Annotated in this window: 19 protein-coding genes, 1 tRNA gene and 1 pseudogene; 13 read left to right on the forward strand and 8 right to left on the reverse strand. The window is 66.4% G+C overall.

Annotated elements, in window-relative coordinates:
- The first annotated feature begins 862 nt into the window (after window positions 1-862).
- The 9 genes and pseudogenes from CHU93_RS10605 (at window position 863) to CHU93_RS10645 (ending at window position 13,485) form a co-directional block, all read left to right on the forward strand.
- Window positions 863-2,515, forward strand: a pseudogene (locus tag CHU93_RS10605) (TonB-dependent receptor domain-containing protein).
- 92 nt (window positions 2,516-2,607) lie between these two features.
- Window positions 2,608-4,167, forward strand: coding sequence for a tryptophan halogenase family protein (locus tag CHU93_RS10610; RefSeq protein WP_243375546.1), 1,560 nt, complete (start codon window positions 2,608-2,610; stop codon window positions 4,165-4,167).
- Window positions 4,146-4,868: a SapC family protein gene (locus CHU93_RS10615; RefSeq protein ID WP_094474022.1), complete on the forward strand. Its 723-nt coding sequence runs from the start codon at window positions 4,146-4,148 to the stop codon at window positions 4,866-4,868. The genes CHU93_RS10610 and CHU93_RS10615 overlap by 22 nt, the downstream gene beginning before the upstream one ends.
- On the forward strand, window positions 4,861-5,883 hold the full coding sequence (locus CHU93_RS10620; protein ID WP_094474023.1) for a cupin-like domain-containing protein: 1,023 nt from the start codon (window positions 4,861-4,863) through the stop codon (window positions 5,881-5,883). Before CHU93_RS10615 ends, CHU93_RS10620 begins: the two co-directional genes overlap by 8 nt.
- On the forward strand, window positions 5,880-7,391 hold the full coding sequence (locus CHU93_RS10625; RefSeq protein WP_094474024.1) for a tryptophan halogenase family protein: 1,512 nt from the start codon (window positions 5,880-5,882) through the stop codon (window positions 7,389-7,391). The genes CHU93_RS10620 and CHU93_RS10625 overlap by 4 nt, the downstream gene beginning before the upstream one ends.
- A 29-nt stretch (window positions 7,392-7,420) precedes the next feature.
- Entirely contained in the window at window positions 7,421-8,500 is a 1,080-nt protein-coding gene (locus tag CHU93_RS10630; RefSeq protein ID WP_094474025.1) for a LacI family DNA-binding transcriptional regulator, read from the forward strand.
- Window positions 8,493-9,650: an MFS transporter gene (locus CHU93_RS10635; RefSeq protein ID WP_094474086.1), complete on the forward strand. Its 1,158-nt coding sequence runs from the start codon at window positions 8,493-8,495 to the stop codon at window positions 9,648-9,650. Before CHU93_RS10630 ends, CHU93_RS10635 begins: the two co-directional genes overlap by 8 nt.
- Before the next feature lie 153 nt (window positions 9,651-9,803).
- Window positions 9,804-12,185, forward strand: coding sequence for a glycoside hydrolase family 3 protein (locus CHU93_RS10640; RefSeq protein WP_243375549.1), 2,382 nt, complete (start codon window positions 9,804-9,806; stop codon window positions 12,183-12,185).
- A 19-nt stretch (window positions 12,186-12,204) separates the two neighbouring features.
- Window positions 12,205-13,485, forward strand: a complete 1,281-nt coding sequence (locus tag CHU93_RS10645) for a sugar MFS transporter (protein ID WP_086117355.1) — start codon at window positions 12,205-12,207, stop codon at window positions 13,483-13,485.
- A gap of 17 nt (window positions 13,486-13,502) precedes the next feature.
- On the opposite strand, the gene CHU93_RS10650 is transcribed toward CHU93_RS10645, so the two are convergent.
- Window positions 13,503-13,578 (reverse strand) — tRNA-Ala (locus CHU93_RS10650).
- Between the two features lie 67 nt (window positions 13,579-13,645).
- Window positions 13,646-14,842: a M20 metallopeptidase family protein gene (locus CHU93_RS10655; RefSeq protein WP_094474026.1), complete on the reverse strand. Its 1,197-nt coding sequence runs from the start codon at window positions 14,840-14,842 to the stop codon at window positions 13,646-13,648.
- A 155-nt stretch (window positions 14,843-14,997) separates the two neighbouring features.
- Here CHU93_RS10655 and CHU93_RS10660 point away from each other — a divergent pair, with 155 nt between their 5' ends.
- The 3 genes from CHU93_RS10660 to CHU93_RS10670 all read left to right on the forward strand — a co-directional run bounded on the left by CHU93_RS10660 (window position 14,998) and on the right by CHU93_RS10670 (window position 17,653).
- Window positions 14,998-16,182, forward strand: coding sequence for a BaiN/RdsA family NAD(P)/FAD-dependent oxidoreductase (locus CHU93_RS10660; RefSeq protein ID WP_094474027.1), 1,185 nt, complete (start codon window positions 14,998-15,000; stop codon window positions 16,180-16,182).
- Window positions 16,182-16,859: a nitroreductase gene (locus CHU93_RS10665; RefSeq protein WP_094474088.1), complete on the forward strand. Its 678-nt coding sequence runs from the start codon at window positions 16,182-16,184 to the stop codon at window positions 16,857-16,859. Before CHU93_RS10660 ends, CHU93_RS10665 begins: the two co-directional genes overlap by 1 nt.
- 104 nt (window positions 16,860-16,963) lie before the next feature.
- The gene (locus CHU93_RS10670; RefSeq protein ID WP_094474028.1) at window positions 16,964-17,653 is read left to right on the forward strand and encodes a hypothetical protein; all 690 of its coding nucleotides are present in this window, start codon (window positions 16,964-16,966) and stop codon (window positions 17,651-17,653) included.
- A gap of 17 nt (window positions 17,654-17,670) precedes the next feature.
- Here CHU93_RS10670 and CHU93_RS18130 read toward each other — a convergent pair whose 3' ends face one another.
- Entirely contained in the window at window positions 17,671-18,489 is an 819-nt protein-coding gene (locus CHU93_RS18130) for a helix-turn-helix domain-containing protein (RefSeq protein ID WP_094474029.1), read from the reverse strand.
- A 120-nt stretch (window positions 18,490-18,609) separates the two neighbouring features.
- Between CHU93_RS18130 and CHU93_RS10680 the strand changes: the two genes are divergently transcribed.
- Window positions 18,610-19,161 carry a hypothetical protein gene (locus CHU93_RS10680; RefSeq protein WP_094474030.1) on the forward strand — a complete coding sequence of 184 codons (552 nt, stop codon included), beginning with the start codon at window positions 18,610-18,612 and terminating at the stop codon, window positions 19,159-19,161.
- A 10-nt stretch (window positions 19,162-19,171) separates the two neighbouring features.
- On the opposite strand, the gene CHU93_RS10685 is transcribed toward CHU93_RS10680, so the two are convergent.
- The 5 genes from CHU93_RS10685 to CHU93_RS10705 form a co-directional block, all read right to left on the reverse strand.
- Window positions 19,172-19,537: a Rap1a/Tai family immunity protein gene (locus tag CHU93_RS10685; RefSeq protein WP_094474031.1), complete on the reverse strand. Its 366-nt coding sequence runs from the start codon at window positions 19,535-19,537 to the stop codon at window positions 19,172-19,174.
- A 3-nt stretch (window positions 19,538-19,540) separates the two neighbouring features.
- Entirely contained in the window at window positions 19,541-19,933 is a 393-nt protein-coding gene (locus CHU93_RS10690; RefSeq protein ID WP_094474032.1) for a Rap1a/Tai family immunity protein, read from the reverse strand.
- Window positions 19,930-20,781 carry a dienelactone hydrolase family protein gene (locus CHU93_RS10695; protein ID WP_094474033.1) on the reverse strand — a complete coding sequence of 284 codons (852 nt, stop codon included), beginning with the start codon at window positions 20,779-20,781 and terminating at the stop codon, window positions 19,930-19,932. The genes CHU93_RS10690 and CHU93_RS10695 overlap by 4 nt, the downstream gene beginning before the upstream one ends.
- A 68-nt stretch (window positions 20,782-20,849) precedes the next feature.
- Window positions 20,850-22,118 carry an NRAMP family divalent metal transporter gene (locus tag CHU93_RS10700; RefSeq protein ID WP_094474034.1) on the reverse strand — a complete coding sequence of 423 codons (1,269 nt, stop codon included), beginning with the start codon at window positions 22,116-22,118 and terminating at the stop codon, window positions 20,850-20,852.
- Window positions 22,115-23,023 (reverse strand): acyl-CoA thioesterase, encoded by a 909-nt coding sequence (locus tag CHU93_RS10705; protein ID WP_094474035.1) that lies wholly within the window; start codon window positions 23,021-23,023, stop codon window positions 22,115-22,117. Before CHU93_RS10705 ends, CHU93_RS10700 begins: the two co-directional genes overlap by 4 nt.
- Between the last annotated feature and the right edge of the window lie 73 nt (window positions 23,024-23,096).

Here is a 23,096-nt window from a genome sequence, read left to right on the forward strand (position 1 = left end):
GGCAACGCCCTGACAGGAAGGCTCATGAATAAGGCGGGTCAACATCAAGACCCCGCGTCCGCTCGATCGCCCCGGGTTCAAGGGCAGCATCGCCGCCAAGGGCATGATCGACAACCAGTTCAAGGGCACGTCGCTCACCCCGGAAGTGTCGGGCATCCTGAGCAAGACCTTTGCGGATGACAAGATCGGCATCCTTGTCACCGGCGTGTATCAGCGCCGCAAGGCCAGCCTGGCTCAGTTCAACGCCGGCTGGCGCGAAGGCTATCTGGGCAACGAGAACAACTGGGGCTCGCTGCCGGTTGATGCCAACGACTGGCGCGGCAATTTTGCCAAGACCCAGAACCGCCCGGGCCCGACCGATGTCTATCAGGTCACCCAGAACGCCGGGTATGATTTCACCGACATCGATCGTGAGCGCATCAACGGCCAGGTCGTGCTGCAGGTGAAGCCGAGCGACACGCTCGACCTGCTGGTGGATTACACCTATTCGCAGAACACCATCGATGCGCGCACCAACAGCATCGGCGTGTGGTTCAACCACAACAACACCAGCAGCAACTGGACCAAGGGTCCGGCGGCTGGCCCGCTCTTCTATGCGGAAGAATTTGGTGCGGGCGAGGGCAAGGATCTGGCGATCACCGGCGCCGTGGCCGCCAACCGCAACATCAACCGCAGCCTGGGCGGCAATCTGAAGTGGGATGGCCCCGGCGGCCTGTCGCTGGAGCTGGATGTTCACCACTCCACCGCCGAGAGCAAGCCGACCTCGCCGTTCGGCAGCAACATCGCGGTGGGCAGCGCCATTTTCGGCGTGGCCAACCAGCGGGTTGATTTCCAGACCGACATGCCGGTGATTTCGGTGGCCATGCATCCGGGCGCCAATATCCAGGCCAGCAACATCCGCCCGGCCGGCAACAGCTTCCGCAACGCCTACATTAAGGACACGATCAACGAAGGCTCGCTGCGCGGTCGCTATGATTTTGAATCGGACCTGATCGACAGCCTGGATTTCGGCGTGACCTTCACCGAGAACAAGGTGCGTTCGGCCTTCAACGTGATCCAGAACGACAGCTGGGGCGGCACGCTGAGCGCGGCGGACACGCCGGATGCGCTCTATGCCATCACCCCGCTGGCCAATCGCCTGGCCGGCATGGATGGCTCGCAATCGCCCAACCTGATCCCGAATTATTTCCAGGTTGATACGGTTGGCCTGATCAACCTGCTGCAACAGCGCATCGGCATCTGCAATGCCAGCGCCGTGCAGGGGGCCTGCCTTGCCAGCTTCTCGGCCGCCGGTGCCACCGACCGCCGCATCCGCGAACAGACCTGGGCGCCCTATCTGCAGAGCACCCACAAGTTTGATCTGGGTGCCATGCGCGCCAACCTGCGCCTGAGTGTGCGGTACGAAAAGACCCGCATCAACTCGTCGGCGCTGGTGCCGATCCCGACCGGCGTGGTGTGGGTGGCCGACAATGAAATGGGTCTGCTGGGCGGCAATGCCCAGGATTTCAGCACCCTGCGGGGCGAATACGCCAACTGGCTGCCGGCCTTTGATTTCGATCTGGCGCCGACCAGCGACATCCGGCTGCGCGCATCCTACAGCCACACCATCACCCGCCCGGATTACACCAGCATGCAGGGCGGCATCACCGTGGCCCAACCGCTGCGCCCGAACGGCGGCAGCACCGCCAGCCGCGGCAACCCGGGTCTGCTGCCCTACAAGGCGAAGAACATCGATCTGTCGGCCGAATAGTATTACGGCAAGGATAGCTATGTCTCGGTGGGCTTCTTCCACAAGGATGTGAGCAACTTCATCGCCAACACCACCACGCAGGGCCCGCTGTTCGATCTGCCGAACCCGGCGCAGGGTGCGGCGGTGCAGGCGGCGCGGGCGGCGCTGGGCGGCAATCCGGGCCAGGCCGCGATCCTGGCCTGGCTGGCGACCAGCAATCCGGCGGTCGTGCGGTTTGAAACCATCAACAATGTCCGCACGCCCACTGGCATCATCGGCCAGAACGCCGATCCGGACGTGGTGTTCACCATCACCCAGCCGGCCAACAGCGCCCAGACCGCCAAGCTGCACGGCTTTGAATTTGCGGTGCAGCACAGCTTCTGGGACACCGGCTTCGGCACAATCCTGAACTATACCATCGTGCGCAGCGACACCCGCTATGACAACACGCTGCGTTACACGGCGACCCAGTTCGCGGTGAACGGCGTGTCGGACAGCGCCAACGCCGTGCTCTATTACGACAAGAACGGCGTGCAGGTCCGCGTTGCCTACAACTGGCGTGATGGCTTCCTGTCGGGCTATGGCTTCGATCCCTTCTATGTCGCGGCTTATGGCCAGGTCGATGTCAGCGCGTCGTGGGAGTTCAAGAAGGGTCTGACCGCGTTCGTTGAAGGCATCAACATCACCAATGCCGATCGGCGCGGCCACATGCGCAACAACAACACGGTGTTCTTCGCCGCACCGGGCTATGCCCGCTACACGGCTGGGATGCGTTACAGCTTCTGATCGGAACGGCCGGGCTGTGTTGAGGGGAGCCGCGCGCGCAAGCGTTGCGGCTCTCTTCATGCTCTGCCACTGTCGGGGCTGAGGTTATGGGTGTGACTGAGGACGGGGCATTTCGCATCGTGATTGCTGGCGGCGGCACCGCCGGCTGGTTGACGGCCTGCGTGCTGGCCGCGCGCCACCCGCAGCTGGACATCACCCTGGTGGAATCGCCCGACATCCCGACCATCGGCGTGGGAGAGGGCACCTGGCCGACCATGCGCGAGACGCTGGCCAGCATCGGGCGGGGCGAAGCCGAATTCATGGCCGCCTGTGATGCCAGCTTCAAGCAGGGCTCACGCTTTGATGGCTGGGTGACGGGCGCCGAGGATGACATCTGCCTGCACCCGTTCACCCTGCCGCCGCCCGGCAACATGGCGGCGCTGCTGCATGCCTGGGCAAGCACGGCACCGGCCAGGCGCTTTGCCGAGGTGATGACGGCCCAGGCCGCCGCCTGCGCGCAGGATCTGGCGCCCCGCCAGCGCGGCATGCCGGATTATGCAGGGGCGCTGAACTATGGCTATCATTTCGATGCCGGCAAATTTGCCAAGCTGCTCACCCGCCATGCCACCGGCCGGCTGGGGGTGAAGCATGTGCCGGCGGAGATTGTGGGTACGATTGCCGCCGACAATGGTGATGTGGCGGCGCTGGTTCTGGCCGATGGCCGGCAGCTGGCGGCCGACCTGTTCATCGATTGCACCGGCCAGGCGGCGCGGCTGATTGCCGGCCATTGCGGCGTGGCCTGGATTGACCGGTCGCATGTCTCGTTCAACGATCGGGCGCTGGCGGTGCAGGGCCCGGTGGCCCAGGGCAGCCCGATTGCGTCGCAAACCATCGGCACTGCGCACCGCGCCGGCTGGATCTGGGACATTGACCTGCCCACCCGGCGCGGCATCGGCTGTGTCTATGCCAGCCGCTTCATGAGCGATGACGAAGCCCATGCCGTGCTGTGCGCCCATGTTGCCGCCAAGGTGCCGGGCGCGGATGTGACGGCCCTGGCCCCGCGCCGGCTGGCCTTTGCCACCGGCCATCGCGCCCGTTTCTGGCAGGGCAATGTGGTTGCCGTGGGCCTGTCTGCCGGTTTCATCGAGCCGCTGGAGGCGTCTGCCATCGTGTTGATCGAGCTGTCGGCGCGGGCGCTGGCCGATGCCCTGCCGGCCAGCCGGGCCGCCATGGACATTCACGCCCGGCGGTTTGACGACATGTTCCACACGCGCTGGGACCGGATCGTCGATTTCCTCAAGCTCCATTATGTCCTCAGCCGGCAGAGCGAACCTTATTGGCAGGCCCAGCGCGACCCGGCGAGCCTGAGCCCGCGCCTGGCGGAGGATCTGGTGCTGTGGCGGGAACAGCCGCCATCGGCGCGGGATTTCCCGCTGCATGACGAGATGTTTCCGCCGGCCAGCCAGCATTATATCCTGTATGGCATGGGCCATGCCCTGCCGCCGGCGCCGCCGGCGCCGGCGATCGCCGCTGCGGCGGCCCGGCTTGCCGAGGTGCAGGCCCGCAGCCGCCAGTTGGGTGCCGCCTTGCCCGAAAACCGCATCTATCTTGCCGCCGGCGCAGCCCAGGCCGCCTGTGGACCACACGCATCATGGCCAATCATCAGATCCTGAATTTTGAACAGCATGGTGCGCTACGCGTGCTGACCGGCGCCGGGGCCGCTTTGGGCGATGCGGTGATGGCCTGTCTGGTGGTGCCGCTGGAATTCCGCCGGCTGGCCAATGATTATCCCATCCTGTTCCGCCGCGATGACGAAAGCGGCGACTGGTCGGCCCTGGCGCTGTTCGGCTTTGAACCGGGCGAGAATCTGTTTCTGGAGGGCGATCGCTGGCTGGCGCTGAACCGGCCGCTGGCGATGGCGGCGCAGCCGTTTCTGGTGGGCCGCACGGCTGCTGGCGAGGGCCCCGGCCAGGTGCATATCGACATGGACCATCCCCGCGTGTCGCGCAGCGGCGAAGGCGTGAAGCTGTTTGAGCCGGGCGGCCAGCCCACCCCGCATGTCGAACTGGTTGCCGACATGCTGGGCGCGCTGGATGAAGGCTATCGTGCCAGTGGCGGCTTTTTCGCGGCGTTGGCCCGTTATGATCTGATCGAACCCTTCTCGCTTGATGTCACGCTCGACAATGGCGCCATGCATCGCCTGGTCGGCTATCATCTGATCAACGAGGACAGGCTGGCAGCGCTTGAGCCGGGGGCGCTGGCCGAACTGCAGGCCGAAGGGCATTTGCAGCCGATCTACATGGCGTTGGCCTCGCTGGGCAATCTGGCCCGGCTGGTGCGGCGGAAGAACCAGTTGCAGCTTGGGGATGGCTGAGGCGGCGATCCTTGACCGGCTGCCGCGGGTGGCCGAAGTGGCGGTGCCGGCGGCTGGCCTGGCTGACCGGTTGACCGGCGCCACCACGCCGTTCGTGGTGCGCGGCCTGGCGGCCGATTGGCCGCTGGTGCAGGCGGCCGGGCAGGGCGGTGCGGCGGTGCGGGCGCTGCTGGCCCGGCAGGCACGGCCGCGCGGATTTCCGGCCAGCATTGCCAGCCAGGCCGGCGACGCGCGGCTGTTCTACACCGATGCGATGGCGATGAATTTCCGCATGGACATGGCGCCGCTGGCCCAATGGCTGGCCGCGATGGCCGAAGCGGAGACCGATCCGGCGCAGCCGACGCTCTATCTCTCGTCCATCGACATGGCGGATTATTTCACTGGCCTTGGCGAGGCGCACCAGCTGCCGCTGGGGGATCGCCAGCCGCTGGCCAGCATCTGGATCGGCACCCGCACCTGCATCGCCGCCCACAATGACGTGCCGGAGAATGTCGCCGTGTGCGCGGCCGGACGCCGCCGCTTCACCCTGTTTCCGCCGGATCAATTCGCCAATCTCTATGTTGGACCGCTCGACAATACGCCGGCGGGACGGCCGGTGAGCCTGGTGGATGTCAGGGCGCCCTATCTGGCCCGGTTTCCACGCTTTGCCGAGGCCTTGGCCCAGGCCCAGGTGGCAGAGCTGGGCCCCGGTGATGCCATTTTCGTGCGGTCGCTGTGGTGGCATCATGTCGAAGGGTTGGCGCCCTTCAACGTGCTGGTGAATTTCTGGTGGCGCGACTGCCCGCGCTGGCTGGGCAATCCGGAGGATGCCCTGCTGCATGCCATTCTGGCGGTGCGTGATCTGCCTGACCATCAGCGCCGGCAATGGCAGGCGCTGTTTGATCATCATGTCTTTGCCCCTGATGCCGGGGTGACAGAACATCTGCCGCCCGAGGCGCGCGGTGTGCTGGCGCCCCTGACCCCTGAAACCGCTGGCCGGATCAAGGCCCGATTGCTGAGAGGATTGTCGCGATGAACAAGGCAGCTTCGCCCCTGCGGGTGGTGGTGGCGGGCGGCGGCACCGCCGGCTGGATGACGGCGGCGGCGCTCGCCCACACGCTGGGCCCGGTGATCGAACTGACGCTGGTGGAATCCGATGCCATCGGCACCATCGGCGTGGGCGAAAGCACCATCCCGCCGATGCAGCTGTTCAACCGGCTCTTGGGCATCAACGAGGCCGAGTTCATGCGCGCCACACAGGCGACGTTCAAGCTGGGCATCATGTTCGAGAACTGGCGCGACGTGGGCCACAAATATTTCCACAGCTTTGGCACCACGGGAAAGGATCATTGGTCGGCCGGGTTCCAGCATTTCTGGATGCACGGGCTGACCCAGGGGCATGAGCATCCCTATGATGACTACGCGCTGGAACTGCAGGCGGCGATGCAATCCAGGTTCGCGCATCTGCCCGATGACCGGCTGAACTATGCCTATCAGCTCGACAGCGCGCTTTATGCCCGCTTCCTGCGCCAGCGCGCCGAAGCCGGCGGGGCCACCCGCATCGAAGGCCGCATCGCCCAGGTGGAGCTGAACGGCGAAAGCGGCGACATTGCCGCGCTGGTGCTGGATGGGGACCGCCGCATCGAAGGCGATTTGTTCATCGATTGCACGGGCTTCCGCGCCCTGTTGATCGAAGGGGCGCTGCATGCCGGCTTTGATGACTGGTCGCATTGGCGGCCGTGCGACAGTGCCATTGCCATCCAGACCAGCAGCGTGCGCCCCGCCGTGCCCTACACGCGGGCCATCGCCCATGATGCCGGCTGGCAGTGGCGCATTCCGCTGCAGCATCGCCAGGGCAATGGCATCGTCTATTGCAGCCGCTATCTGAGCCAGGAGGCCGCCCAGGAACGGCTGTTCGCCACCATCGAGGGCGACAAGCTGGTGAAGCCCAACATCATCAAATATCAGACTGGAGTGCGCCGCCGGCAATGGCACCGCAATTGCGTGGCGGTGGGCCTGTCGGGCGGGTTCATGGAGCCGCTCGAATCCACCTCCATCCACTTGATCCAGCGCGCCGTGCTGCGCATCTGCCGCATGCTGCCGGCCGGCCGGGTGAGCGAACGCGACATTGCCGAGTTCAACGAACAGCAGTTCACCGACATGGAGCAGATCCGCGATTTCCTGATCCTGCACTACAAGGTCACCGACCGGCGCGACAGCCCGTTCTGGCGCCATGTCGCCAGCATGGCCATTCCGGACAGCCTGGCGCACAAGATCGAGCTGTTCCGCGAGACCGGCCGGGTGTTTCGCAAGAATGAGGAATTGTTCGTCGAGAACAGCTGGGTGCAGGTGATGATGGGGCAGGGGATCATGCCGCAATCCTGGCATCCGGTGGCGGCCAAGCTGCGGCCGGGGGAGCTGACGGCCTTTCTGTCGGGCCTGCGCGACAGCGTTGCCCGCACCGTTGCGGGCCTTCCCGATCATCATGCCTATGTTTCCCGCTATTGCGCGGCGGCCGAACCGCGTGACAACAAGGCGGCGTGAGCAGCGGCAACGGGAGGCAGTGAAGCGGCATGGCGCGGCGCAAGCAGGCGGTGACGATCCGGCACGTGGCGGCCGAAGCGGGCGTGTCGTTGCAGACCGTCAGTCGGGTGATCAACAACGAGGCCAATGTCCGTGCCGAAACCAAGGAGCGGGTGCAGGCAGCGATTGACCGGCTGGGCTATGTGCCGTCCATCGCCGCCCAACGTATGAGCGGGTCGCGATCCTATCTCATCCTCGCGGTGAACGACCGGACACGCACCATCGCCGACTGGCAGGCCCGCCAGGGCACCGACTGGGTGGACCAGATGATGCTGGGCGGCATGCTGAAATGTGCCGAGCATGGCTATCGGATGATCTTTGAACTGGTCGATACCCACAGCGACCATGTCGAACGCGAATTGGGTGCCGCCATTGCCGCGTTGCAACCCGATGGCATCATCCTCACGCCGCCACACAGCGACAATCCGCAAATTGTTGATTTTCTGTGCGAACATGGTGTGCCGTTCGTGCGCATCGGTTCGCAGCGGCAAGATCATGGCATCCCGGTTTCGATGGATGATGAAGGTTCCGCGCGCATTGCGACCAACCATCTGATCGCCCATGGCCACCGCCGCATCGGTTTCATTGCCGGCCCTTCTGATTATGAATTGAGCGGCTGGCGCGTTGATGGCTGGCGTGCCGCGATGGCCGCCGCTGGCCTCGACACGGCCGGCCTGCTGGATGCCGGGGATTTTTCCCACGCCTCTGGCCGGGCGGCCGCGCTGCGCCTGCTCGATCCGCCCGAACGGCCAACCGCCATCATCGCCAGCAACGACCAGATGGCGGTGGCAACGCTGGAAGTGGCACGCGAGCTTGGGCTGGTCGTGCCCGATGATCTGTCGATCATCAGCTTTGACAACACGCCCATCGTGCAATTTGCCCAGCCGCCGCTGACAGCCATCGATCAATCCATCGCGGCGACCGCATCGCTGGCGGTGGAGCTGATCATTGCCAGCCTGAAGGGCGATCCGGCGCCGGACCAGTCCCCCCCGGAACCGCCGCAGCCGGACCAGTTGCATGTTGTGCCGGCCACATTGATTCCCCGTGCATCCGTGGCTGCGCGTGGCTGACGCCAGGCGCCTGCGCCGCTTTCTCCTCGTCTATGCCATCGCCTGGGCCGGCGTGGCTGTTGCCTACATGCCATTCCTCACCATCCTGTTGCCGATGCGCGTGGCCGGCCTGGCCGGCCCCGGCGCGGCCGTGGACTGGGTGGCGCAGATCAGCTTTGCCGGTGCCTTGGCAGCCAGCGCCGGCCACCTGTTGTTTGGTTGGCTCAGCGATGTGAGTGGCGTGCGCCGGCCCTGGATCTGGGCTGGCCTTGGCCTCAGTTGCGTCTTGCTGCTGCTGGTGCGTCAGGTCCACACGCTGCCGCTGTTGCTGGCGATCATCATTGCCTGGCAATTGGCGCTCAACCTGATGATGGCGCCGCTGGCCGCCCTGGCAGGTGATGTCGTGCCGGATGATCACAAGGGCATGCTGGGCGGACTGATGGCGCTGGCACCGGGCTGTGGTGCCTTGTCGGGCACGTTGATCACCTGGCCTGGGCTGGCCGGGGCGGATGGCCGGCTGTTGCTGGTGGCCGGGCTGGTGCTGATGTGCCTGTTGCCGTTGCTGCTGATGCCGCTGCCGGGCCCGGCGATGGCAGCCCCGGCCGGGGGCGCAGCGCCGGCGCGCAGCCGCACCCAGCGCATGTGGCTGGCCCGGCTGGCCGTGCAAATCGCCGAGGCGACGCTGTTCGCCTATCTCTATTTCTGGTTCCGCAGCGTTGATCCGGCGATGACCGACAATCGCGTCGCCAGCCTGTTTGCTGTCCTGCTGTTGCTGTCAGCGCCCATGGCCTTGCTGGCCGGTCGCTGGTCTGACCGGCGGGGAGAGCCGCTCATGCCGCTGCGGCTGGCCGCGCTGGGATCGGCGGCGGGGCTGCTGGTGATGGCCCTGGCCGATGGGCTGGCCATGGCGGCCGGCGGCTTTGCCCTGTTTGCGCTGGCTTCGGCGAGCTTTCTGGCCCTGCATTCGGCCCAGACGCTGCGGGTGCTGCGCCGGCCTGATCGGCGCGGGCGCGATCTGGGCCTGTTCAACCTCACCAACACCATCCCATCGCTGATCATGCCGTGGCTCACCCTCGGCATTGTGCCGCGCTTTGGCTATGCCGGGCTGTTCCTGGTGCTCGCGCTGCTCAGCCTGGTCGGCGCTGCCTTGCTCAGCGAGCGTCGAGCCTGATTTCAGTGGCTTGATTTCCCATTTTGCCCGTGCCAATGTTTGAGAACGTTCACAGATTTCGACCGATGCGGGGCAAGCGCGCGGTTGCGGACGGCCAGCAACGGGCCGGGACGGGGGATGGACATGCGCAAGGCAGCCTTGCTTGCAGGCTTGATGACATTGGTGGCCAATGATGCGGCGATGGCGGCAGAACCGGCGCTGGATCCCCAGCGCTGGCCGGCCACGGCCAGTCCGGCGGCGTTGACCGATCCGGCCACCGAAGCCCGCATCACCGCCCTGATGGCGCGGATGACCTTGCGGCAGAAGATTGGCCAGATGATCCAGGCCGATCTGAATGCCATCAAGCCGTCTGAGCTGAAGCGGTATCCGCTGGGCTCCATCCTGGCGGGCGGCAATGGCGGGCCCTATAATATCGAGCGTGCCGATGGCGCGACCTGGGTGCGGCTGGTCAATGAATTTCGGGCCGCTTCGGCCCGCAGTGGCGCCGGCATTCCCATCCTGTTCGGGGTTGATGCCGTGCACGGCCACAGCAATCTGCCGGGCGCCACCATCTTTCCTCACAATATCGGCCTGGGTGCCGCCCGTGATCCCGATCTGATTGGCCGGATTGGCGCGGCCACCGCGGCCGAACTGTCGGGCGGCGGCATTGACTGGACCTTTGCGCCGACGCTGGCCGTGCCCCAGGATCTGCGCTGGGGCCGCAGCTATGAAGGGTTCAGCGCCGATACCGGCATCACCGCCGCCTATGCACGCGCGTTGACCCTGGGCTTGCAGGGGGTGCTGGTCGGGGCGCAACCAATGGCGGCCGACAAGGTGGCCGGCAGCGCCAAGCATTTCGTGGCCGATGGCGGTACCGACGGCGGCAAGGACCAGGGCGATGCCCGCATCGATGAGGCGACGCTGGTGCGCGTCCACGCCGCCGGTTATGCGCCGGCGGTCGAAGCTGGCGTGCTGAGCGTGATGGCCAGTTTCTCCAGCTGGAACGGCACCAAGGCGCACGGCAACCGCTATCTGCTGACCGACGTGCTGAAGGGCCGCATGGGCTTTGCCGGGCTGGTGGTGGGCGATTGGAATGGCCATGGGCAGTTGCCCGGCTGCACGGTCACCGATTGCCCGCTCACCTTCAATGCCGGGCTGGATCTGGCGATGGCGCCCGACAGCTGGAAGGGTCTGTTTGATTCGACCCTGCGCCACGTGAAGGCCGGCACCATTTCGATGGCGCGGGTGGATGATGCGGTGCGGCGCATCCTGCGGGTGAAGGCGAAGCTGGGCCTGCTCGACACGCCGGCAACCGCGCGGGCCGATCTGTCGCGCATCGGGGCCGCCGAGCATCTGGACCTGGCGCGCGAGGTGGCGGCGAAATCGCTGGTGCTGCTCAAGAACAATGGCGGCGTGTTGCCGATCAAACCGGGCGCGCGGGTGCTGATCACCGGGCCCGGTGCCGATGACATGGCGATGCAGAGCGGGGGCTGGACGGTGACCTGGCAGGGCACAGACACCACAGCAGCCGATTTCCCCAAGGGCCAGACCATCGGCCGGGCCATTGCCGATGCCGTCCGCGCTGCGGGGGGGCAGGCCGAGGTTGCGGCCGGCAAGGCAGGCGACGCGCCGGCCGATGTGGCCATCGTGGTGTTTGGTGAACAGCCCTATGCCGAGTTTCAGGGGGATATGCCCGATCTGGCGTTCCGCGCCTTGTCGGGCGAGGCCGAATTGATCGCGGGGCTGAAGGCCAGGGGCATCAAGGTCGTTTCGCTGTTCCTGTCGGGCCGGCCCTTGTTTGTTTCCCCGCTCATCAACGCGTCGGATGCCTTTGTGGCGGCCTGGCTGCCGGGGTCGCAGGGGCAAGGCGTTGCCGATGTGCTGGTGGCGGGCCGCGATGGCCGTTCGGTCCGGGATTTCACCGGGCGGCTGCCGTTTGCCTGGCCGGCCGATGCGCGCTCGCCGATCAGCCAGCCGCTGTGGCCGCTGGGCCATGGCCTCAGCTATGCCAATGCGGCTGAGGTGGGACCGCTGCCAGAAGCGCCGGGTATTGATCTGGCCGCCACCGCCAGCGAGGATGTCTATATGCTGCGCGGCAAGGTGATGGCGCCGTGGCGGCTGGGGCTGGACAGCGCGGTGGTGATGAAGGCGGTTGATGTGTCGGCGCAGGAGGATGCCCGTCAGTTCCGCTGGAACGCGACGGGCGCCATCGCCATCGACGGGCCCCCGGTGGGCCTGACGCGGCATGCCACGGGCGGCTTTGCCCTCACGCTGGAATGGCGGGTGGATGCAGCCCCGGCCGGGCCGGTGACCTTGGCCATTGGCAGCGCCACGCTGGATATCACAGCGGCGGTGAAAACGGCGCCGGTGGGCGAGATCGGCAGCCTTGCCGTGCCGCTGGGCTGCTTTGCCAAGGCGGGTGCGGATCTTGCGCATGTCGGCACGGCGCTGCGCCTGGCGGCGCCCAAGGGCTTCGGCATGACCTTGCGCACGGCGCGGTTGACGCAGCCGGCCAACATGCCACCTTGCCCTGCGACTGTTTCATCGGGCCACTGAGGGGGGAATCGCCGTGTCCATGCCGGCAACGCCGACCGCCACCGCGCCGAATGCCGGGGCGGTGATCCTTGATACGCGCCTGCAAAGCTTTGTCTTTGCGCTATTTTTCATCTTTGGCGGTATCACCAGCCTCAACGATGTGATCATCCCCAAGCTGAAGGAGCTGTTCACCCTCAGCTACACCCAGGCGATGCTGGTGCAATTCTGCTTCTTCACCGCCTATGCCGTGGTCGGCATCCCCGGTGCGCGGCTGGTCAAGCGCATCGGATACATGCGCGGGGCCGTCGCCGGCTTGTGCCTGATGATGCTGGGCTGCCTGATGTTCATCCCGGCCAGCCAGACCGCGGCCTATCCGCTGTTTCTTGCGGCGCTGTTCGTGCTCGCCAGCGGTGTGGTGATCGTCCAGGTGGTGGCCAACCCGTTGATTTCCATGCTGGGCAAGCCGGAAACCACCCACAGCCGCCTGACCTTTGCCCAGGCGTTCAACTCGCTGGGCACAACCGTGTTTCCCTATTTCGGGGCGATCCTGATCCTGGGCGCGCTGGCCAGCCAATCGGCCGAGACGCTGTCGGGCGCGGCGCTGGATGCCTATCGCACCGCCGAAAGCCAGGCCATCGTGAATGGTTATCTGGGGCTGGCCGCCGCGCTTGCGGTGGTGGCCGGCGTGGTCTGGATGTTCCGCAACAGCCTGAAGGGCGAACAGCATGAGGCATCGTCTGGCCTTGCCGGGCTGGATTTGCTGCGCCAGTCGCGCTTTGGTTTCGGGGCGCTGTGCATCTTCCTTTATGTCGGTGCCGAGGTGTCGATCGGTTCGCTGATCGTGTCTTATCTCAGCGATTCCAGGGTGATGGGCCTTTCGGGTGAAGAGGCCGGCAAGCTGATCGCCTGGTATTGGGGTGGGGCGATGGTGGGCCGCTTTGTCGGCTCGGCGGTGCTGCGGCTGGTGGCGCCGGGCAAGGTGCTGGCCTTTGTTGCGGTGGGGGCCATCACGCTGATCGCGGTTTCGACCCAGACCAGCGGCACGCTGGCCGGTTACAGCCTGCTGGCCATTGGTCTGATGAACGCCATCATGTTCCCGACCATCTTCAGCCTGGCCTGCGAAGGGCTGGGCCCGCGCTCGGCCGATGGGTCGGGCATTATCAATGTCGCGATCTTTGGCGGCGCGGTGATCCCGCTGCTGACCGGCTTCCTGGTCGATGGCACCGGGAGCATCGCCATCGGCCTGGCGCTGCCGGCGGTCTGCTATGCCATCATCGCGATGTTCGGTGTGAAGACCGCCCGAGAACCGGCTGTTATCTGACGATTTTCAGGAATGACTGGTGGAGTAGAGGGGAATCGAACCCCTGACCTCAGCAGTGCGATTGCTGCGCTCTCCCATCTGAGCTACTACCCCGCACCAGTTCTGGCCCCTGCGATGCAGGGGCCGCCCGTATAGCGCGCCAGACGCTGTTTGCAACGCCCTATTTCACGGCAAAGCCATTGTTGAGGAAGGCTTGTGCGATGGCGGCTTGGAAGGCGGCGCCGCGGGCCATGGCGGCTTCATCAAGGTGCATGTGGCTGCTGTGCAGGCCGCAGCAGGCGCGCCAGTCACTGCCTTCGGGCGCGACGCCCAGGAAGAACATGGCGCCGGGTACTTTTTCCAGCACATAGGCGAAATCCTCCGCCCCCATGATCGGGTGTGCCAGATCCTGCCAATATGTGTCACCAAACAGCTCGCGGGTGACCGCGGCGCCCAGCGCAGTGGCCGCGGCATCGCAGCGGGTGACCGGAAAGCCGGGGATGATGTCGATTTTGGCCTCTGCCCCGTGGGCGGCGGCGATTCCGGCGGCGAGGCGGGGAATGCCGGCGTGGAGTTTGGCACGGGTTTCGGCCGAAAGCGTGCGCATCGTGCCATAAAGCAGGGCGGTTTCGGGGATGACATTGTCGGTCGTCCCGGCGCTGATCTGGCCGATGGTGATGACGGCGGGATCAAACACGCTGATCTGCCGGGTGACGAAGCTTTGCAGCGCCAGCGCGATCTCGCAGGCGATGGGCACGGGATCGAGCGCATCGTGCGGCATGGAGGCATGGCCGCCACGGCCGGTGATGGTGATGCGCAATTTGTCATTGCTGGCCAGCAGCGGCCCGGTGCGGCCGGCAATCACGCCCCACGGCGCGTTGGGCATGATGTGGAGCGCGAAGGCGGCATCGGGGAGGGGGGTGATTAGGCCATCATCCAGCATGAAGCGGGCGCCGTGGTGGCCTTCCTCGCCGGGCTGGAACATGAACATCACGCTGCCGGCCAACTGGTCCCGCTGTTCGCACAGCAGCCGCGCTGCGCCGGCCAGCATGGCGACATGGGCATCATGGCCGCAGGCGTGCATGGCCCCCGGAACGCCGGAAGCGAAATCCAGCCCGGTTTCCTCCGCCATCGGCAGCGCATCCGAATCGCCGCGCAACAGCACGGTGCGGCCGTTGGCGGGGCCTTTCAGCGTCGCGATGATGCCGCTGGTTGACGGGCCGGTGCGGAACTCGAGCGGCAGGCCGGCCAGCGCCGCCATGATCTTTTCGGCGGTGCGCGGGTTGTGCAGGCCCAGTTCGGGTTCGGCATGGATGGCGCGGCGGAGCGCGATCATGTCGGGCAGGATGGCTTCGGCTGCTTGAGTCCAATCGGTCATGGGGTCAGTCTATCCAAAAATCCCCGTCATGCTGAACTTGTTTCAGCATCCATGGGTGTGCTGCTCCACAAGCGCGCTTTGCGGGGCATGCATCCCTTGGATGCTGAAACAAGTTCAGCATGACGAATGGCTTTTGAGGCGTTAGGCGCTCAGCCATGCATGACGCCATCATCCTGGGGGCCGGCGGGGCCGGGTTGTTCTGTGCCGCAACGGCGGGCCAGGCCGGTGCGCGGGTGCTGGTGGTGGATCACAACCAGGAGCCGGGCAAGAAAATCCTGATCTCCGGCGGCGGGCGCTGCAATTTCACCAATGTGGGGGCGGTGCCGGACCGGTATCTGAGCGAAAACCGCCACTTCGCCCGGTCCGCTCTGTCGCGCTACACCCCGGCGGATTTCGTCGCGTTGGTGGAAAAGCACCGCATCGCCTATCACGAAAAGACGCTGGGCCAGTTGTTCTGCGATGGCTCCGCCCGGCAGATCGTGGCGCTGTTGATGGATGAATGCGCCGCCGGCGGAGTCGATTTCGCCTTTGGCGCCAGCATCAGCGATGTCACCCACGCCGATGGCCTGTTCAGCGTTTCCACCAGTGCCGGCCGCTTCACCGCCCCCAACCTGGTGATTGCCACCGGCGGGCCGGCCATTCCCAAGCTGGGCGCGACCGGCTTTGCCTACCAGTTGGGCAAGCAATTCGGTTGTCGGATCATTCCGCCGCGCCCGGCGCTGGTGCCCTTCACCCTGCCGCAGGGGGAGAATCTGTTCCGCGAGCTGGCCGGGGTCGCGGCTGAGGTGGTGGCGAAGGCGGGAAAGACCGCCTTCCGCGAGGCGGCGCTGTTCACCCACAAGGGGCTTTCCGGCCCGGCGATGCTGCAGGTGTCGAGCTATTGGCGGCATGGCGAGGCGATTGCGGTGGATTTCCTGCCCGATGCGCCGGCGGACTGGCTGCAGGCCGCCAAGCGCCAGCGGCCCAGGGCCGGGCTGAAGAGCGTGCTCGCTGCCGCGCTGCCGGAGCGGCTGGCCGAGGCACTGTCGGCGCAGCTCGCCCTGCCGGGCGAACTGGGCGCGCAGAAGGATGCGGCGCTGGTGACCGCAATGGGCCGACTCAAGGCCTGGGCCTTCCGCCCGGATGGCACCGAAGGCTTTGCCAAGGCCGAAGTGACCGCTGGCGGCATCGACACCGCCGCGCTGAGCAGCCGCACCATGATGGCCAATCAGATTGGAGGGCTGTTCGCCATCGGCGAGGCAGTGGATGTGACAGGCTGGCTGGGTGGTTATAATTTCCAATGGGCCTGGGCGAGCGCCCATGCCGCCGGCCAGGCGATTGCGGAGAGGGTGCGCGGATGATGAGTTATGACGAGGTGGTGCTGGGCCGCCGTTCGATCCGGGGCTTTCTCGACAAGCCGGTGCCGATGGACCTCATCAAGGAAATCCTGACGCTGGCGATGCGCAGCCCGTCGTCGATGAACACCCAGCCGTGGAATTTCACCGTGGTCACCGGTGAGCCCCTGAACCGCATCCGCGCCGGCAACACCGAACGCAATCTGGCTGGCATTCCCCACAGCCGCGAATTCCGCACCGGCACGGCGTTCGAAGGCGTGCACCGCGAACGCCAGATCGGCGTGGCCAAGCAATTGTTTGCCGCCATGGGCATCGCCCGCGACGATGCGCCCGCCCGGCAGGACTGGGTGCTGCGCGGCTTTCGCCAGTTTGATGCGCCGGTGTGCGTGATCATCACCTATGACAAGGTGCTGGCCGGCAGCGACGACACGCCGTTCGATTGCGGTGCCGTTTCGACCGCGCTGGTCAACGCCGCCTGGTCGCGCGGGCTGGGGGCGGTGATCAACAGCCAGGGCATCATGCAATCCCCCGTGGTGCGCGAACATGCCGGCATTGCGGACGATCAGGTGATCATGAAGGCGATTGCGCTGGGTTGGCCGGACGACAGTTTTCCGGCCAACGCCGTGGTGTCGGAACGCAAGAGCGTGGAGGAGGCGGCACGATTCGTCGGGTTCGACCGCTAATTGCTATTTATCCCATATTTCGGAATTTGCGATATTTTGCAGACCGCCCACTTACAAACAGCCAAAACATGAATTATATGTAATAAGCGATTGGGAGACGGCCAATGTTCGTGCGCCTCAATTTCTTGTTGCCGATGCTCGCCCTTTTGGTCGTTGGCCCAGCCCATGCACAGTTTCCCGGTTACGCGGTGCCGGGTGCTGCGCCCCAGCCAGCCGCGCAGCGGGCGGCGGTGCTCCGGACTGTTGCGGAGCTGCAGTTCGGCACGTCTGCGGTAGCAACGCGCCAGTTCCTCGAAGGGCGCGGCTACAAGTTGATCGATTTTGACACCGGTCTGTCGTGGTTTGGTCAGGTCGTGGCGCAAACGAACACGTCCATACCGCGTGGTTACCGCAGATCCGTGACCGCAGCGCGCTTTGAAGGACCAGAGGGCGACACACTGTCCCTCGGCTTTGTGCAACTGCCGGGCGGCGCTGCACTGGCGCGTGTGGGCGTGCAGATGTCTGCGCATGTTACGCCCGATATAATGCGAGCAGCCGTTTCCCAGAACTATGGCCAGCCCAATTGCGCGCAAGGCTGGTGTGCCGTGCCTGTTGCGGCCCGCGTGCCGGCGCGCAGTGGGCTTGTGCCACGATTGACCGCAGATGATCAGGCCCGCTCCTTCGTGCTTGATGTCTCCTATCAACTGGAACCGCTTGCCCAATCGAGCGTGAAGACCGCGATCTGGGAATGCCGCCGGACCCGGCTGGGCGTCCCGCTGGACATGAGCGCCTACACATTGTTTGCCTGTTCCTGAGGGCCAGCCCGACCACCTCATTCCACCATCAGGCCGACCACGCGCCAGCTGTCGCCTTCCTGCACCAGGGACAGGGTTTCGACGGCGTCGGGCTTGCCGGCAAAATGGCTGCGGAACTTGACCTGCCACAGGCCGGCGGGCGGGGCGGGGATGTAACCGCTGCTCAGCAGTTCGCGGCGGCTGGCCGGGCCGAGCGGGCCGTGCACGCGGGCGGCGGCTTCGGCCCAGCGGGCGCTGCTGTTCAGCGCGCGGAAGGCCTTTCCGGTGGCGTTCCAGCTGCCGGCCCAGTCTCCGGCATCGACCAGCGCCAGGAAGCGGCGGGCGGCGGCGACGGGTGGGCTTTCGCCCGTGCTGGCGGGAGCCGGTTGCGACAGGGTGGCGGTGAGGGTGCTGGTGGTGGCCGGGGCCGACGGATCGGCCGGCAAGTCAGTCGGCTGGGCGACGGCAAGCAGGGCGGCAAATGTGAGGGCAAGGGACATGGCAACAGCTCCCGTTTGCCAGCCGGGCCGCGGCCGCGGGGTGCGGGCGGCGGGCTGGTGCAGGGCAGATTGGGCCGGCGCGGGCGCCGTGGCTGCCCCCAAAGACATGGGCACCAGTTTTTCGGGCACCAGTTTTTCGGGGGGCAGTTTTTCGGGGGCTTCGGCGGCCATCAGCAGGCGGGCGGCTTCGCGGCTGCTGCCGGTGCCCAGCTTCCGCCGGGCATCGCGCAGCCGTTCGTTGATGGTGTGGACCGACAGGCCGAGATGGCGGGCGATGCTCTTGGCGTCATGCCCCTGGGCCAGCAGGCGCAGCGTTTCCTGTTCCTTGGGCGTGAGGGCGTTGGGGCCGCTGGTCATGGCCAAGGGCTAACCGGGCCGGAGACGGCGTGCCACCCCGAATTTTTCGGGTGCAGCGACACTGTGGCGGTTGCCTGCCGCCACGGCCATGCCATCAGGGGCAGGCGGGGGTATCGGGGCATGAGCGGGTTTGAATTCATCTTTTCGCTGATGGGCCTGCTGCTGGGCCTGGCGCTGGCCGAAGGGCTGGGCGGGCTGGCGCGCTGTCTGAAGGCCAGCCACAAGGTGCGCATCGGCTGGCCGACCGCGCTGCTCGGCCTGTTCGTGAGCTGCGATGTCGTGTCGTTCTGGATGTATGGCTGGGCGATGCGCGAGCTGCTGCCGATCAGCTGGCCGGTGCTGTTTGGCGGGTTCGTGCTGACCGGGGTTTATTACGTGGTGGCCTCGCTGGTGTTTCCCAACGATATCGAGGCGTGCGACGATCTGGATGCCCATTTTGAGCAGCATCGCCGCACCGTGCTGGCCGGCGTGATGCTGTGCAATGCCGCGCTGCTGGCGGTGACGCTGACGCTGTTTCCCAAGTTCCCGTTGGGGTCGTTCAGGGCGATCCTGTTCACCTGGTCCTTTTTTCCGATCACGCTGCTGGCCATCGTGGCGCGTGACCGGCGGGTGGTGGTGGGCTGCCTGTTGCTGTTGATCGCCACCTATCCCGCTTCGGCGCTGTGGAATTGAAACGGCCGGATCAGCGCTTGCGGCAGGGGTAGGCCGCCGCCAGCGCGCGGCTGTACACCTCGATCGACGGGCGGGCCAGATCGGCCGGGTGCTTGGCCAGCCAGGCCAGGATGATGCTCCGATAGGCGGCGAGATCGAAATTCAGGCTGGGCGGGCAGAAGGCCGGAGTCTGCGCCGGATCACGCGGCTTGAACCAGCCGGTGCCCTGGGCGGCACCGTTCAGCCATGACAGGCAGATGATGCGGCGATCACGGGCCTCCTGGTTGCCGCAGATGGCCTGGAGATGGGCGCCGGTGGCCATGGCGACGGGATTGTCGGCCGGCTGGGCCGCAGCGGGCACGGCAGCGAGAAGGAGCAGGGCGGCGAGCTGTTTCATGGGTCAGCCGGGCGGGCAGGGGAAGGCGGCGGCCATGGCCTTGCGATAGGCCAGCAGCGCCGGGCTGACGCGTTCGCCGGGGTTGGCAGCGAGCCAGGCCAGCAGCAGCTCGCGTTGCCGGCCGAGCGGGGCGGCGCCGGCGGGCGGGCAGCTGTCGGGGAACAGCTGCGGGCTGAGCGACTGGTAGCGGGTGGCGATCTGATAGGCGCCGTTGAGCCACGACACGCAGGCCAGTTGCTTGGCGACGTCTACCCGCTCCCCACAGACAAGGCGGGCATCATCGGCGCTGTTCAGCAGCAATGGGCTGGCCGCCGGGGCGGGCGCCACGTCCATCATCGCGGGCGGGGCGGCGGCGGTGGCCAGCAGCAGGGCCAGCGGGGCGAGCCGGCGGATCACACGCCGTTGGCCTTGAAGTGCGCCAGCAGCTTGGCCCACGCATCCTGGCCGGCTGCCGCGTTATAGCTGGGGCGATAATCGGCGAGGAAGCCGTGATCGGCCTCAGGGTAGAGGATGATTTGGCTCTTGCTGCCCTTCAGCGCGGCCTGCATCGCCTCCACATCGGCGACCGGGATGCCCTTGTCGAGCGCGCCATAGAGGCCGAGGACGGGGGCCTTCAGCTCGGAAGCGATCTCCAGCGGCCATTTGCGCCCTTCGGCACCGGGATCGCCCTTGATGCGGCCATACCAGGCGCCGCCGGCCTTCAATTGCGGGAAGCGGGCGGCGGCCATCCAGGTGACGGCACCGCCCCAGCAGAAGCCGGTGATGGCAAGCTTCCTGCCGTTGACGAAGCCCTGGCCCGCCAGCCAATCGAGCGTGGTTTTCGTGTCGCCCATCACCTGTTCGTGGCCGGCCTTGGCGACGATGGCGCGGATGGCGGTAAAATCGGTGAGCTTGGGCAGCGTCTTGTCGGGATCGCCGCGGAAGAAATACTCCGGCGCGATGGCAACATAGCCGGCCTGGGCAAAGCGGCGGCAGACATCCTGGATCCAGGCGTGCACGCCGAAAATCTCGTTCACCACGATGACGGCGGGGTGTTTGCCTTTCTTCGCCGGCCGCGCGACATAGGCGGGCAGGCCGCCGGGCAGGGTTTCCCAGCCAGTTACAAGGCCGGTATCGGGCGTGCTGATCGGTTCGGCATTGGCCGCGATGTCAAACGCGGCATAGCCTGCCGCCAGCAGCAGCGCGCGCCGCGACAGGGCCAGATCGGCGGCTTCGGTGCCATCCGGGCGGGTGAGCGTGGCCATGGTGGTTCCCCTGTTGTTGAGTCGGGGGCAAGATTAGGGCCGCGGCCCGGCCGCGCCAATGGGATGCGTCACAACAGCAGCATGCCGGCGCTGGCCGCCGCCATCAGGGCAACCGCGCCCCAACCCAGCACCGCCTGGCCGCCCGACACGCGGAAATTGCCCATCACGCGGCGCCGGCTGGCCAGCAGCATGATCGCCAGCATCACCGGCACCGCCACCACGCCATTGGCCACCGCTGTCCAGAACAGGGCCTGCATGGCATCAATGCCGGCCAGATCGATCAGGAAGGCGGCCAGCACCGAAACCGCGATGACGCCATAGAAGCCGGCCGCCTCACGCGGTTTCAGCTCCAGCCCGGCGCGCCAGCCCATGAGTTCGGCCAGCGCATAGGCGGCCGAACCGGCCAGCACCGGCACGGCGAGCAGGCCGGTGCCGATGATGCCGCAGGCAAAGAGCGCGAAGGCGAAATCGCCGGCGATGGGCCTGAGGGCAGCGGCGGCATCGGCGGCGGTGGTGATGGGATGGCTGCCGGCGCCGTGCAGCGTGGCGGCCGTGGCGGCAATGATGCACAGCGATATGACCATGGTGACCAGGAAACCGGCGGCGCTGTCGATCACCAGGCGGTTGAGTTCCTGGGCCGCGCCGCGCGGCCGGCGGGACAGCGGGGTGGCGTGGTGCAACTGCATCTCTTCCAGTTCCTGCGCGCTTTGCCAGAAGAAGAGATAGGGGCTGATGGTGGTGCCCAGGATCGCGACGACTGTTGTGGCGCTGCCGGCCGGCAGGCTGGGCCACAGGCCGGCGGCAAAGGCGGCCCAGGGCACACCGGCGACCAGCACCACGCCGACATAGGCGAACAGCGACAGGGTCAGCCATTTCAGCAGCCCGACATAGCGGTGATAGGGCACGAACACCTGCAGCCCCAGCGACAGCAGGGCAAAGCCGGCCATCAGCGCCGTGCGGTTGCCGCCCGCGACCAGCCGTGTCGCCTCGGCCATGGCGGCGATATCGGCGGCGATGTTGAGGATGTTGGCGCCGAGCAGCAGCACCACGACCGCCCATACCGCCGGGCGCGGCAGGCTGGATTTCAGATTGGCAGCGAGGCCCTTGCCGGTGACCCGGGCGATTTCGGCGCAGGTGAACTGGAAGGCGGTGAGGAAGGGCCAGGCCAGCACCACCGGCCACAACAGGGCATAGCCATAGCTGGCGCCGGCCTGGGCATAGGTGGCTATGCCCGATGGATCGTCATCGGCCGCGCCGGTGACGAGGCCCGGCCCCAGCGCCGAATGATAGGGCGGGCGTTTGAGACGGTGGGCGATGCCGGGGCGGGGGCTGGTCACGGCCGGTAACGGATCAGCCCTTCCTGCATCACGCAGGCGATGGGGCGTCCATTGATGTCATGCACGATGGCACGGTTGGTGCCGCGCCCGCCAGCGGCCATCGGCGAATCCTGATCGAACAGGTGCCACTGGTTCATGTCCGGCGTCTGGTTGAACCAGATGGCGTGATCGAGGCTGGCCGATTGCAGCGCCGGGTTGGCCCAGCTGATGCCATGGGGGGCAAGGCAGGTGTCGAGCAGGGTCATGTCGCTGGCATAGGCGAACAGGCAGCGTTGCAGCACCGGATCGGCGGCCTGTTCGGGGGACAGGGCGGCGGCGAGGCGAATCCAGTGGCGCTGCTGGGGCGGGCGTTTCTGCGGATTGAAGAAATCATCATCGCCTTCGACCGCGCGCACATCGAGTGGCCGTTCACGGGTGAGCCAGATGGTGCGCCAGGGTTCGGGCGCCAGGGGGGCGTTGCGGCGGGCCCAGTCCGAATCGCTTTCCAGGCCATCGGGGTGCGGCACGTCGGATGGCGGGGATACGGCATGTTCGAGGCCGTCTTCCGGCACCTGGAAACTGGCGGCCATGTTGAAGATTGGCCGGCCTTTCTGGATGGCGATGATGCGCCGCGTGGTGAAGCCGGCGCCGTCCCGGTCCCGCTCCACCTTGTAGACGATGGGCAGCTTTGGATCGCCGGGGCGGATGAAATAGCTGTGCAGGCTGTGGCACAGACGCGGCTGTTCGACCGTGCGGCTGGCGGCCATCAACGCCTGGGCCACCACCTGGCCGCCATAGACGCGGATCCAGCCTTCATCGGTGGACTGGCTGCGGAACAGATCGGTTTCCACCTCTTCGAGATTGAGGAGGGAGAGGAGGCGGGCAACGGCGCGGGTGGCGACGGCGTCGGGGGAGTCGGTGGTCATGGCCAACCTCCTAGCCGATCGGCATTTGTCCACAACATGATTTGATATGATGCTTGACAGGGCGGCGCGCCGT

This window comes from Sandarakinorhabdus cyanobacteriorum (assembly GCF_002251755.1).
Lineage (GTDB): Bacteria > Pseudomonadota > Alphaproteobacteria > Sphingomonadales > Sphingomonadaceae > Sandarakinorhabdus > Sandarakinorhabdus cyanobacteriorum.